We start from the raw sequence: 12,541 nt of genomic DNA on the forward strand, positions 1-12,541 counted from the left end.
TAGGGTAGGCCGAGCGGTGCGGAAAGGTCAAGAGACTGATACGAAACTCTGTGAGGTAGCCAACTCATTGCCGGTGCAACTTTCGAGTTTCCAACCATCCAAATCTCATGGTTTGGGGCTTTCAAAATGTGCGGTTCGTTACGCGAATCCCGATCTTCGTACTTCATCCACACCGGTTCGCAGGGATAGTTCATCGCTATACTTTGGGAATGCCCTCCTCACGGACGTTGCCGCTCTTCGATTCCGGCGCGCGACCCGCAACGTGGAATGAGCGCATGTCGCCTGGCGAGTACGCGGTTCATTATTCCAGTTTCGATAGCAGTGCTCTGGGAACTGGTCCAAGCTGCACCATTCTCGAAAGCCTGGCAGACGCAGAAGAATATGCCAAAGCACAGGTGGCCCTCAAACCCAGACTTCGTTGCCGCATCTATGATCACAGGGGATTCGTTGGGCTGCCCATCCGCGAAGTTCGGGGACAGGAATACGTGGGAGAGAGCGAGATCTCACCACGGTTCCGCAGATGGTTCGGTTCCCTGCTGTTCTTTGGCGGTCTGGCATTGATGATCCTGGATTGGAGTGTGGACTTCAGACTTACATGGCCCGCGACGATCGGCGTGCGCATGCTCATTCCGGGCGCTATTCTGCTGGTGACAGAACTGATCCTGATACTGCACGCCAAGCGCAAGCGTATTCACGACGGGGTCCAGAAGTCCGTATGACACTGCTGCTTTTGCAAATGACGACTGTGCTGTTGACCGCTCTTCTCTTTGGGTGGGTGGCTCGCAAATTCGGTCAGGCCAGAGTCATCGGTGAGATTGTCGGCGGCATCTTTCTTGGCCCTTCTGTCTTTGGCCGCATTGCTCCTCACGCCTCAGCCAGCTTGTTTCCACCAAGTTCTCTCGGACCGTTCGACGTACTGAGCACGGTGGGCCTCATCTTGTTCTTGTTCCTTATAGGTAGCCAACTCGAATATGAGCACCTCCGCCGGCACAGGACCACGGCGACGCTCACGAGCGGTATGAGTATTGTGCTTCCGTTTCTCATTGCGGCGGCTATAGCTCCCTCGCTCCGCATTCGTTTTGCTCCGGATGGCGTCGGGAGCCTAGCCTTCGCTCTGTTCCTCGGCGTATCGATGAGCATCACTGCCTTTCCTGTTCTTGCTCGCATCCTGGAAGAGCGGCAGTTGCAGTCCACATCTTTAGGGACGACTGCTCTGATGTGTGCAGCGGTTGACGATGTGAGCGCGTGGACTCTCCTCGCTATCGCCCTGACGCTAATCCCTCACAGCGGTCAATCGATGGGTCTGCCTTATAGGCTTCTGTGGCTTGGCATCTATCTCACGGTGATGGTTGGTATTGTTCGCCCGCTCGGCAAACGGCTTGCCAGGCGTCAAAACACGATCGCTCTCTCCTATGAGGTGATGGGGATTATCGTCGCCGTGGTTCTGGGATCGGCAGCGGCAACAGAGGCCATAGGAGTGCACCCACTCTTCGGCGCCTTCCTCGCCGGCGTATGCTTTCCCCGGATCCAGCACTGGCAAAGCACCCTTCGAGCGCGCCTTGACACGGTAGTTTCCGTGCTTCTTCTACCGTTCTTTTTCGCTTTGACAGGAATGCGGACGCGCCTGGATCTGCTCCACGGTGCCAATATGTGGTTCTGGACCGCTGTGGTTCTGGTCGCCGCGGTTGCTGGAAAGATGGGAGGCGCGGTGCTTGCGGCCCGCTGGACTGGACAGACGTGGAAGAACGCCTGGGCCCTGGGTGCGTTGCTCAACACACGCGGCCTGGTCGAGTTGATCGTGTTGAATATTGCTTACAACGCTCACGTATTCTCGCCCGTTCTCTTCACGATGTTGGTCGTTATGGCACTGATCACGACGATGATGACCACGCCCATCCTCGACCTGCTGGGAATACAAGGCTCTGCCGATCAGAGTCGAAATCCTGCAGTCATCGAAGCGGCTTAGGCCAAGCGGTAATGTCGTGGTTGCTCCCCTCGATGTCAGACACGAAGAAACTCCCGAGTGACGGTAGGACTCTATCGGAACCACTCCACCTGCACATGATCCAAGGCGAGACGGCCTCTTCGGGGAGCGGTTCGGATAGAGCCGTGAGGAGGAAGCCGGTGGTGGGGTCGGGGCAGGATGTTTGGGGCTATGGGTTTTCAATCGCGCTGCTGATTGGAGTGGCTGATGAGAAGCGATGCAGATAGCGAGCCGGGGGCATGGAGAGTGGGCATCCGACCTGGCAAGACGGCCTTGTCCGAGGCGTGGAACACACGTCCAGGGAGCATCGCCAGAGGCAGGTGCAAGGGTCCGGGTTAAACATGAGGTCAGGACGTGTCATAGGCACCTACAGGTCGAGTTTCGGCGAAGAAGATCTGAGCGGCAGTAAGTCGCTCGATAAGATACATGGGGCCTTGGCAGCGAGGGCACGGCCATGTGGCTGGCTGGGTGGAGGAGGGCGCATCTGTTGCCGGCGGCGGCTGGTGGAGCAGGTAGCGGCAGAGCGGAAGCAGACTTCCACGGGAGCGGTTGGTCAGCCAGCCGAAGTAGCGGATGCGGGGGAAGCCTCTGGGCAGCACATGCTGGAGGAAGCGGCGCAGGAACTCCTCCGGCGAGAGCGTCAAGGTGCGATGCTTGCTGCCATGCGCGTAGTCCTTCCAGCGGAAGCTGATCGCGGCATCTGAGACCGAGAGCAGGCGGTGGTTGGAGATGGCGACGCGGTGGGTATAGCGGGCCAGGTAGTGAAGGACGTGCTCCGGCCCGCCGAAGGGCGGCTTGGCATAGACGACCCAGTCCTGCTGGAACAGAGTACGCAGAAAAGCGGCGAAGTTCTTCTCTTCTGTCAGCGGCAAGCACTCGCCGTAGAATCGCAACTGATCGCGATGAAAAGCGCGTCGTAGTCCAGCAAGGAACTTGCCGCGGAAGACGTGGCTGAGGACCTTGACGGGCAGAAAGAAGTGAGGGCGCGAAGAGATCCAGTGGCTGTGATCCGGCGACAGACCGCCGCCGGGCACGACACAGTGGACATGCGGGTGAGGCTGCAGGGTCTGTCCCCAGGTATGCAGCACGGCGAGTAAACCGGCTTGAGCGCCGAGATGCTTCGGATCGGCTGCGACTTCGAGCAGCGTGGCTGCGCTGGCTTCGAACAGCAGAGCGAAGAGCCGCCGCTGGTTCTGCCACATCAGCGGCACGAGCGCGTGCGGCACACTGAAGACCAGGTGATAGTAGCCCACGGGCAGCAGCTCCTGCTGGCGCTTGGCGAGCCACTGTTCGCGAGCGTTGGTCTGGCACTTGGGGCAGTGCCGGTTGCGGCATGAGTTGTAAGAGATGGCCTGATGGCCGCAGTTGGAGCACTGATCGCGATGTCCCCCGAGCGCGGCCGTGCGGCAACGGGCGATGGCGTCGAGCACCTTCGCCTGCGGCCATGTCAACGACGCACGTTCTCGAAACCTGCTGCCTGCTGTACGGATCACATCGGCCACCTCGAAAGGTGGCCGCGTCATCCCAGTCGCTTCTCCTGCATGTTGCGGATCGTGAGTTGGTCAAGCGGGTTGATGGCGGCATGCAGATGCCGCTGGGACAGGTGCAGATAGATGGTCGTGTCTTCCAGTCGCTCATGCCCCATCAGCAACTGGATGGTACGCAGGTCGGCTCCGCCTTCCAGCAGATGCGTGGCGAAGCAATGCCGGAGCGTATGGGGGCCAAGCTTCTTCTGAATGCCCGCGCGGGTGGCCGCCGCCCGGCAGACGTTCCACACCGTCTTATCGGAGATAGGCTGATCGCTGCCGGCTGCGCTCCTCTTGCTGGGGAACAGATAGACGCGGGGCTTCTTCCAGCGCCAGTAGTCGCGCAGCGCTTCGAGCATCTTCGGCGTCAGCGGCACATCGCGGTCGCGCATGCCCTTGCCCCGGTGGATGTGGATGACCATGCGCTGGCTGTCGATGTCGCTCACCTTCAGCAGAGACGCTTCGGTGCGGCGCATGCCGGTGGCGTAGAGCAGCATCAGGAGCATGCGATGCATGCGGTTCGCCGCCGCCTCGATCAGTCGCGTCACCTCGTCCTGGCTGAGCACGGTTGGCAAGGTGCGCGGCTGCTTGGGAAAAGGCAGATCGTCGAAAGCCAAATCGCGCCGCTTCAGCGTCTTCTTGTAAAGAAACCGCAGAGCCGAGATGTTGTTCTCCACCGTGCCGAGCGCAAACTTCCTCTCGTGAAGCAGGTAAAGCTGATAGCGGCGCAGTTCTTCGCCACCCATCTGTTCGGGCGAACGGTGAAAGTACTCGGCAAACTGCTGCACAGCACGGATGTAGCCGCGGATCGTATCAGGGGAATAGTTGCGCCGCAGGAGATCGTCCAGCATGCGTCGACGGAGTGGGGTCATAGGATCCTCCTTCCTATAACCAACAACGCTAGCCCCGCCGTTCTCCTCTCGTCACACCACCACGATCCATCCGCCGCGCCAGCGGCTTAGTCCTAACGGGCAATTCGGAAGTTTGCCCGATCGCTCCAGTAAGGGGTAGCCAGGGGGCACCCTGGGCCTCGCGCAAAGGAACCACGACCCTTCTTCCAAAGTTGTATGGATAGGAAACCGGGGCCGGCGCAGACTGTATCCACTATGGGGAGGGAGACCGTTCAGGAGATATCTCGGATCTGTTTGGACTTCGCGATCACCTCGCCGCAATCCTGATTGGCTTGATCGTTTACCTCCGGAGATAGCCTCTAGAAGCTGGGCCAAAAAGCAGACGGTGTCCCTCACCCATAGCCCCCGCCCCCCGCAACAAAAATAGCCGCCTTCGGGCGGCTACCTCCTTATTAGCGAGAGTCGCTATGAATCAGGCTGGATCATTTTCCGTAGGAAGGACCGTCATTCGGCCGCTGCACCGGAAGATATGGTTCGACAGCAAGAAGATTGGAGAGGGTGCTGCGCTCCTGATCTGAAAATTGCCCGCGAAATCGGTCGGAGTCGAGGATAGCCTGGCGTTGTGGTTGAGGCATCTCGCGAAGATCGCGGAAGGCACGCGCAACAAGACGCCGACGGTCTTGAGGAGCCCCCGAGTTGCTGCATGGCGCCGCGAACCTGCTGTCGTTGCGGCAACGTGAGACGCTCCATCGCTTCGGTGCGGTCAAGAATTCTTCGGCGTTGCTCCGGCGACATGTTATTCAGCTGCGTCAGGCGGTCGCGCATACGCTGCTGAGTCGGCGGGGGAGATCGCGGAAGCCGGGTTCATTTTCCAAAGCGCGCTGCTGCTCCGGAAGAGGAAGGTTGCTATGACGGTCCATCCACTGGGCCAGGTGTTCCTGATTTTTCTTCGGCCCTGGCGCCGGTGTGGGGGTGGGGGATTTGGACGCGATTGACTAGCAGGCGCGCGAAGAGCCACCCCAGTTCTATGCGCAGGTCCCGGCTGGGCCAAGACAATCATCGTCGTGGAGGACAGGATCATTCCGGCAAAAACTAGTCGAGCAGAACGCCGTAGCTGAAGGAGAGATGGCATGTTTTCAACGTATAAAAGAAATGCAGTTTCATAAGACTTTTTGTTCAGAGCAGCTTATCGTGTTCCATCTCCCTTCAATCGATTTTTCTTGAAGTCGGACATCCTGCCCGGAAACTAGCTGCTGGGCGGGGCAGTAGAATCATCGGCCGGAGCGTCGTCTTGCAAGAGTTGATCCATCGTTTGCAGCGCTTGATCGTTCTTATCGAGGATCTGCAGGTCTTGCACCGCCGCTGAGGTCTCGGGGGTTGAGTGGGGGAATCCGGTGAAATTGGCGACAGCTCCGCCGCCCAGCAAGAGAACCAACGCAAGGCCTCCGGCAAGCGCCGGGCGAAGCTGACGCCCGGTATTGAAGAGCAGACGAGACCTGAGCCGCTCGAACCAACCGGCCGGCGCCAGTGCCTGCTCTTCGCGGAGTCGCACAGCCAGCTTTTGATCGAAGTACGGGGACGGCTCTGGAGCCTGCCAGGTATCGAGCAGTGCGAAGGTAGCCTGCATCGATTGAAACTCCTGAGCGCAGGCGGGGCACGACTCAATATGGGCTTGCAGGTCTCGACTCGCAGGCGCGCCCGGATCCAGAAGAAGATCGACGATTGCGGATTGGCAGTCTTTACAGATCATTGTGAACCTTTCCAATTTCTTTTCGGCAGCGCGTTGAAGAGTCGCGCGTAAATTCCGGTGCAGCTAAACAAAAGCCTTCAACTTTTCGCGCAGAGTCTGGTACGCGCGGAAGAGTAAGGACTTGGTGGCGGACTCGCTCAATTTGAGAACATCTCCAATTTGCTTGTAATCCATACCTTCGTACTTGTGCATGAGTACTGCCATGCGTTGCCGTTCCGGAAGCGCAAGTACATGCTCGCGAATGGCGTTGAGGCGTTCCTGTCTCAGGAGTTTCGCTTCGGCGTCCGGGGTGGAGTCGGCAACATCGGGGGTTGTCCCGGTTTCAGAATCGGCCTCATCGAGATAGACGGTAGAGGCGGTCCGTTCGTGCCGGGTGTCACGCGCATAGTTGACGCCAAGGTTGGTGGCGATGCGGTAGAGCCAGGTACTGAAGCGAGCTTCGGCGCGATAGGTCTCGCGCGAACGGTAGACCCTGAGGAAGACCTCCTGCGCAAGCTCCTCGGCGACTGCCTGGTTGTGAACCATGCGATACATGAAGTGAACGATGGGCTTGCGGTATTTCTGGATGAGAAAATCGAACCCGGCCATGTTTCCGGCCCGCAACTCGAGCATGATCGCGGCGTCGTCCATCTGTCCAAAGTCGCCGGTCGCACGGTGTGTCTCTGCAACCTGAACGTTTTCAAAGAGTCGCGGATTGATCGCCAGCGTAGCCATATCATTCTCAACCCCATCTTCCTCGTGGGGTTGCGCCTTTTGATCAAATTTCGCCGGAATCTCCTCCGAGCCCTCTTGCGCAAGGGGATCATGGGGGTCTCGGTGACCAAAATTCGGAGAGGGAGCGGACATTCTGCTGGTCGATTGTACCGTTATCGAAAGCCCGGCCCAAGTATTACCCGTACCTGACGGCTGGCTACTTGGAATCTGGTCTTGAGAAGCGAGGAATGCTATTCTGTACAAAAGCTTGGGCGAACGGCTCGCGCGCCCAGCCGAAGCCATTCCGGGCGCATAACTCAGCGGTAGAGTGCCACCTTCACACGGTGGAAGTCGTAGGTTCGAATCCTGCTGTGCCCACCAATCATATCAACAACTTATATCGTAATACGCTGCGATCCTATCCGGCGTACGTCATATTTTACGGCATATCGCAACTGTTAGCCTTCATACATCACACTCCGTGTAAACGGCATCTAACTAACTGATTGCATTGACATTGTTGAGATTGCGCAGCGTTAGTTTCTCAACTCAGGATCGCACACGCGCATATCTACTAGCTGCCCATAATTGCTTCGTGCAGATTTCAATTCGTCGGTGTCGTACGGCATATTTATTTGCCGTTTTTATGGACACAGACGGTCAATCGCAATAGGTTCCCGTTTCCAAATTTGATCAACTTAAGGCGCTGCCATTTCACCCAATTGGCGAACATCCCTATTACTTTTTTATGATGATCTTCTATATCTAAAGGACTTAGCGTGATCATGTTCCCTGTATGATCACCTTCGAAGATGATCATTCCCTAAGAAGATCATCACGGATATAAGGAGAGCAACCGTGACTATGGATGGCGCTGGAGAAATTATCAAATCAGGAGCAATGGCAAATCTTACTGATCTCCTGAAGACATTCGCCGGGCCAGCCCTAGAGGAAGTTGGGGCTATTCTTGCAGACAATGCAAAAGTCTATCGGCTGAAGAATCTTTTGCGGACAACGGAGAAGGCGAAACAAATTTTGCAGGATGCTGGTCTGCATCCGAATTCTGTTCCTGCCAGACTACTTCTTCCCATTCTAGACACTTGCTCAGTTGAAGATAACGACGACCTCCAAGAACGCTGGGCAGGCTTGCTGGCCTCCGCGTCGCAAGAAACTGACTCGCTATCACCATCGTTCATCGAAACTCTCAAGCAGCTGACGCCCAAGGAAGCAATACACTTCGATCACATTTTCACTGAGGCGTCTAACCTCTTTGCGAACGGTTTCTTAACGAGAAGTCTGGTGAGTGACGACCCTGTACCACCTACGGCTTTCAGTGAGGATTCACCAAAAGGAGCGCGCGAGACATACGAACGTCTTGGTTTGATTCGACGCGACTATGAAGTGAAATTGGGGAGGGGATGGGGTAAAAAATATCCGATCAGAACGTAACCGACTTGCGTCGTACCTTGAGTAGAATCGATGACGCCTTCGAAGAAATGGAAGCAGAGGTAAATTTTCAATACTTATTCACAGCTTATGGGCTGAGATTTCTCGAAGCGTGCCGTGGACCTCAAAACAAAGATGATGTTCCCGCGAATGGCACTCAACACATTGATTCATGATGACGGTTGGATGTGATGAGCTAACGCCCAATCCCAACTGCCAACAAATTCGCCCTTGGCCTTGATGCTTTGGATGTTCATTGATTCCTTCACGCGTTGCAGCGTAACAGGGGCGATCCCTTCTGCCCTTGCCTGCGACTTGACCTGCACAGCAGGCACCGGGCCGTCACCGAGGACACGGTACAGAAAGTTCCTTGCTTCTTCTGACTTCTTACCTGACTGCGGAATATCCTCGCCCTCGATAGAAGAAAGGATGGCACGAGAACTCCCTTCGATAGCTGCGCCCCATACCACGCGAGTTCCTACAATGTTGCTGTGAAGCGGGACAGCCTCAATTGTGTAATGAAAGCCGCCGCCTTCAATAGTGATATTAGTTTTATCGCGGGTGAATACACGTTCATCCGAGTCTTCTTCTTTGGCCGTCACTAGCACCATGCGTGCAAGCGCGGCGAAGGCTTGCGAACCCAGCACCCTATCCGTTGTCCGCTTGCCCTGGGTGTTCTTTGCGAAGTGAGTGATGCCAATGATGGCGCATCCGAACTCCGAAGCGAAATCAACGACTGCCTGCAAACTGCGGCGCACGTCGTTGGCCTTGTTCATGTCGCCAGTTACCGCGCTCACTATCGGATCAATGATGAGTAACGCCACGCCACCAAGCGCAGTTGCGGCCTCGCGCAATTTGCCCATGTCGGTAGATGGATCAAACGGTAGTTTCATTCCTTGTTCGTCAATAGTCCCTTTGACGCCGCCCACCCTGTTCATCGCCGCACCAGCAGCCATAAGACGCGGCTTGACGGTCGTAGCTAGATCATCCTCGCCTGACCATATCAACACGGTGCCCGGACTTGCACAGCGCGTCCCATCCGGCCAATGCCCGCCATTCGACACCGTAGCGGCGAGCCCAAACGAAAGTGTGCTCTTGCCAGTGCTAGCCTGTCCTGCCAGCAGGGTGAGCGCGCCAGAGGGAAGATAGCCCGGCCAAAGCCAAGTGATGGGCTTCTCTACCACGTCCCCCATGCCCACAAGCTCCACCGTCGTTTTGCCATTTGGCTGGCCCGCTACAGCCGTTGAATTTGCGGCTGAGGTTTTGCTGGCGGCTCTGGTAGTGCGAGGGTCTACCAGATTGCCCGGCAAGCTGCCTAGCGGCTTGTCAGAGGCTAGCGGATGGCGAGGCTTGCTCATGCCAGCGTTCAGACCCGAGACAATCGTATCCTTGGCGGCTTTCTCCCCATCCTGTGCAACGTAACCATTGCGCTCCGCTGCATCAAAGAGAGCGCGTGCGACAGTCGAAGCTTCAATCCACCCGCTACCAACCATCGTGCCAAGACTATGCGCAGAGATGGTCAAAGCATTGTTGCGGTGTGATCCTGCACGCATTGCGCAGAGCTTATCGACTTCTTTATTGAGAGCGGCTTGCGCATAGGTGAGTTCTTGTTTTGTGGCTGGTAAGCGTACTTCTATTGGCGCGAATCCGTCTGGAGGAGCACATGGAGCGAATGCAGGTGTTGCCGTATTCGCTCGTGCAGATACCTCATGGGGAGTAATCTCACCCATCAACTCGGTTAGCTGAGTGCGAAAGTGCTTTACGACATCATAAGTAACGGTAGGGAGTGAAGTGCGCGGTATTGTTTTCAACTCCACATCCCAGCGGTATTCCGCTCCGCTCTCATGCTCACCATAGGCAACGAATTGCCTAAGTCCACTTAGGAAATCGACACTACCATGCGAACTTCTAACCGTCTTGTGGCGCTGTGCCATTGTGTGATCAGACACGTTATAGAGCGTAAGCACGCGTGTGCTGTTATCTCTCCATCGTATCGGCGCGCCGCGGCCTAACAGTTGACGCGTGAGTTCGATAATTTTGCTGACGAGTTCCTGATTACCATCAACATCAATGTCGATTGCAAGCAAACTGTCACACAACACACCAGTATTGAGTGCATCACTGCATGGCCATTTCGATACAACTTCTATCGTGGCTTGACGTGAGCGTTCGGGCCAATCATTTTCGACTGGCTTCTTCCCATTCGTTTCAACTATCACGCGCGAGTACCCCATTGAGACGAGAGCGACCCGCTGATTGTGCACAAGCGATGGACTCAGCATTTAGTTCACTGCCCCATTCTGCTTCGCTGCTGCGGCATTCATGGTGCTTTGAACCCGTTGTACCCACTCAAGGAACTCAAGCGTATCAAAACCCTTGTTGTGATTGATGTAATGAAGAATCACCTGCAAAGCATCATCGCTGTCGCAGGTGTCGTAGCACTGTAACGAGTTATCAGTTGGAAAGCATTGATCACCCAACCATATGGGAATGATGATGTGGTTTGAACTACCGCTGCGAGTGACCATCACCCACAGTTGAGGAGGCTGCGGTATTCCTAGTTTTGCGCAGTGCTGTCTCGTCTCGAAAGTTTCGAATTCCGCGAAGCTGGCCTTGCGGATCATCTGCGAACGATTTTTGTGTGCTTTGAGCCACGCCGCATCCGCCGCAAAGTCGCTCTTAGTTCCTTCCGTACAGTTGTGCGGCGTGGCATACCGCATAAGATTTAGCTGCAAGAGAGATGGCCTGAACGTAAATGGTTGTTGCATGTAACACCCCAATCTATATGTTGAGTTATTGTTTGTTGCTGAGATTGCCAATGTCGTAAGACTCCATTGCTTCTATCCATTCGTGAATGCTTTCGACAATTATTAATCGCTTCTTACCTATTTTTATGCTGCGAAGGCTTCCATCATTTAGAAGCTCATACATCATTGTTTTGCCAATGCCGGTTGCTGACATTGCCTCAATAACAGAAATAGTTATGCGTTGATTTAATGCAGTGCACATAAGGGTTTTAGTCTCCTCCGTCCTTCTACGTTCCGTTGACCGCGAGTGAGACCTTATCAAAAAAACCGACAAAAAAACATGCTTTTTTGTGGATCATATTTTTTGAAACCCTGCTAAATTCGAACGCGAGGAAGACGATGCCAACCCTAAAAAACATCAACGTCAACATGGACGCGAAAGCTATCTACTTCGCAGAGTTGCTAGCACGTATGCAGCGCAAAACCTTCAAGAAGTACATCAGCGACTTGGTTGACACCGACTTAGCGCAATATGAATTCAATAATGAGCTTTGGGCTGAACATCCCGCAGATCGTCTTGCATTGCTGGGTAATCGGATGCCGCAGTTATTGAACACGCGACAGCGCATACTTTGGATTCAAGTCATTTGCGCAGATCAGATGTTTTGGCGCGTTCCATTGACTGGAAAGCCCCTCGATGTGAACGCGGATACCTTCAACTTCCCGTTGCTTCGTGAGGTTTGGAGTGCGCTCAATCGCAATCAAGACGCTGTGATGGAGCAAGCAAACGCCCGTATGGGACAACTCGATATTCAGATTCGCCGCATTTCAAAGGAGTAACTATGTCAGAACCAAGTACGGAACAATTGGCCGAACTCGAAACGCTTAGGCGCGTCAACACTGAACTACTCAAGACAAAGCATGATTTGAAGGCGAGGATTGCCGCCCTTGAGGGCGAAGCTGCAACACTCGAATCCCGTGCTGAGAAAGCAGAAGGATTGATGCGCTCCGCAGTGATTGATGTGCCAATGCGCAAATTGGCAGAAGGGATTGCACATGTACCATCTTTGTTCATTGCCGAGTTGGAAAAAGATTTTCGCGTTGATGTGGATACTGACAGTGGTGAACTTCGCCTATTGACCAAAGAAGATGGGAAGCCAGTAACAAATAATAAAGGCGAACCGGTTGCGATGACGCACAACTCGCTCTATACGTATCTCGCTGGGAAGTTCAACGAGCCCAAGAGCGACCGCCAAAAGGTGTACGCGACACTGATGAAGTACAGCGGTTCGTCAGGTGGGCACGGACGCAAGACCATAGGCTCCCCATATAAGCCAACGAATGAAGATGTGAAGCAAGAGGTTGCCGTCACGTTCGGTCTGCGTTAATATCGCCATGGCGACGGCGGGGAGTTCATTCACCTAAGATGATGAACTCCCCACTCGTCGCTCGGTTGTATGCACTAGTCGGTGCAAACTCAGTAGCAACTCCGCAGTTGCGGATCAGATGCAAAGCAGTCGCCTCGCTCTGACAAATCAATCACA

At 55.1% G+C, this 12,541-nt stretch carries 12 protein-coding genes, 1 tRNA gene and 1 pseudogene; 6 read left to right on the forward strand and 8 right to left on the reverse strand.

Annotation, left to right across the window (positions count from 1 at the left end; all coding sequences use genetic code 11):
* The first annotated feature begins 275 nt into the window (after nucleotides 1-275).
* Together RBB80_RS25705 and RBB80_RS25710 are read left to right on the forward strand one after the other, a co-directional pair.
* Complete coding sequence (locus tag RBB80_RS25705) at nucleotides 276-719, forward strand: hypothetical protein (protein WP_433965120.1); 444 nt, start codon at nucleotides 276-278, stop codon at nucleotides 717-719.
* Nucleotides 716-1,966, forward strand: coding sequence for a cation:proton antiporter (locus RBB80_RS25710; RefSeq protein WP_433965121.1), 1,251 nt, complete (start codon nucleotides 716-718; stop codon nucleotides 1,964-1,966). The genes RBB80_RS25705 and RBB80_RS25710 overlap by 4 nt, the downstream gene beginning before the upstream one ends.
* Nucleotides 1,967-2,331: 365 nt before the next feature.
* Here RBB80_RS25710 and RBB80_RS25715 read toward each other — a convergent pair whose 3' ends face one another.
* The 5 genes and pseudogenes from RBB80_RS25715 to RBB80_RS25735 all read right to left on the reverse strand — a co-directional run bounded on the left by RBB80_RS25715 (nucleotide 2,332) and on the right by RBB80_RS25735 (nucleotide 6,825).
* A complete protein-coding gene (locus RBB80_RS25715) occupies nucleotides 2,332-3,507 on the reverse strand; it encodes an IS91 family transposase (RefSeq protein ID WP_433965122.1) in 1,176 nt (391 codons plus the stop codon).
* Complete coding sequence (locus RBB80_RS25720; RefSeq protein ID WP_433965123.1) at nucleotides 3,504-4,361, reverse strand: tyrosine-type recombinase/integrase; 858 nt, start codon at nucleotides 4,359-4,361, stop codon at nucleotides 3,504-3,506. The genes RBB80_RS25715 and RBB80_RS25720 overlap by 4 nt, the downstream gene beginning before the upstream one ends.
* Before the next feature lie 504 nt (nucleotides 4,362-4,865).
* A pseudogene (locus tag RBB80_RS25725) lies at nucleotides 4,866-5,198 on the reverse strand (DUF3106 domain-containing protein); the annotation flags it as partial.
* A 409-nt stretch (nucleotides 5,199-5,607) separates the two neighbouring features.
* The gene (locus RBB80_RS25730) at nucleotides 5,608-5,988 is read right to left on the reverse strand and encodes a hypothetical protein (protein WP_433965124.1); all 381 of its coding nucleotides are present in this window, start codon (nucleotides 5,986-5,988) and stop codon (nucleotides 5,608-5,610) included.
* A gap of 186 nt (nucleotides 5,989-6,174) precedes the next feature.
* Nucleotides 6,175-6,825 carry an RNA polymerase sigma factor gene (locus tag RBB80_RS25735; protein WP_433965125.1) on the reverse strand — a complete coding sequence of 217 codons (651 nt, stop codon included), beginning with the start codon at nucleotides 6,823-6,825 and terminating at the stop codon, nucleotides 6,175-6,177.
* 285 nt (nucleotides 6,826-7,110) lie between these two features.
* On the opposite strand from RBB80_RS25735, the gene RBB80_RS25740 reads away from it, so the two are divergent.
* A tRNA-Val gene (locus tag RBB80_RS25740) sits at nucleotides 7,111-7,185 on the forward strand.
* Between the two features lie 483 nt (nucleotides 7,186-7,668).
* The gene (locus RBB80_RS25745; protein WP_433969872.1) at nucleotides 7,669-8,253 is read left to right on the forward strand and encodes an Abi-alpha family protein; all 585 of its coding nucleotides are present in this window, start codon (nucleotides 7,669-7,671) and stop codon (nucleotides 8,251-8,253) included.
* 167 nt (nucleotides 8,254-8,420) lie between these two features.
* Here RBB80_RS25745 and RBB80_RS25750 read toward each other — a convergent pair whose 3' ends face one another.
* The 3 genes from RBB80_RS25750 to RBB80_RS25760 all read right to left on the reverse strand — a co-directional run bounded on the left by RBB80_RS25750 (nucleotide 8,421) and on the right by RBB80_RS25760 (nucleotide 11,259).
* Nucleotides 8,421-10,532 carry an AAA family ATPase gene (locus tag RBB80_RS25750; protein ID WP_433965126.1) on the reverse strand — a complete coding sequence of 704 codons (2,112 nt, stop codon included), beginning with the start codon at nucleotides 10,530-10,532 and terminating at the stop codon, nucleotides 8,421-8,423.
* Nucleotides 10,533-10,970, reverse strand: a complete 438-nt coding sequence (locus RBB80_RS25755) for a hypothetical protein (RefSeq protein WP_433965127.1) — start codon at nucleotides 10,968-10,970, stop codon at nucleotides 10,533-10,535.
* 73 nt (nucleotides 10,971-11,043) lie between these two features.
* Entirely contained in the window at nucleotides 11,044-11,259 is a 216-nt protein-coding gene (locus tag RBB80_RS25760) for an excisionase family DNA-binding protein (protein WP_433965128.1), read from the reverse strand.
* Nucleotides 11,260-11,294: 35 nt separating this feature from the next.
* On the opposite strand from RBB80_RS25760, the gene RBB80_RS25765 reads away from it, so the two are divergent.
* Nucleotides 11,295-11,837 (forward strand): hypothetical protein, encoded by a 543-nt coding sequence (locus RBB80_RS25765; protein ID WP_433965129.1) that lies wholly within the window; start codon nucleotides 11,295-11,297, stop codon nucleotides 11,835-11,837.
* 2 nt (nucleotides 11,838-11,839) lie between these two features.
* Nucleotides 11,840-12,385, forward strand: a complete 546-nt coding sequence (locus tag RBB80_RS25770) for a hypothetical protein (RefSeq protein ID WP_433965130.1) — start codon at nucleotides 11,840-11,842, stop codon at nucleotides 12,383-12,385.
* Nucleotides 12,386-12,541 lie beyond the last annotated feature (156 nt).

Source organism: Tunturiibacter gelidiferens, assembly GCF_051013345.1.
Taxonomy (GTDB): domain Bacteria; phylum Acidobacteriota; class Terriglobia; order Terriglobales; family Acidobacteriaceae; genus Edaphobacter; species Edaphobacter gelidiferens_A.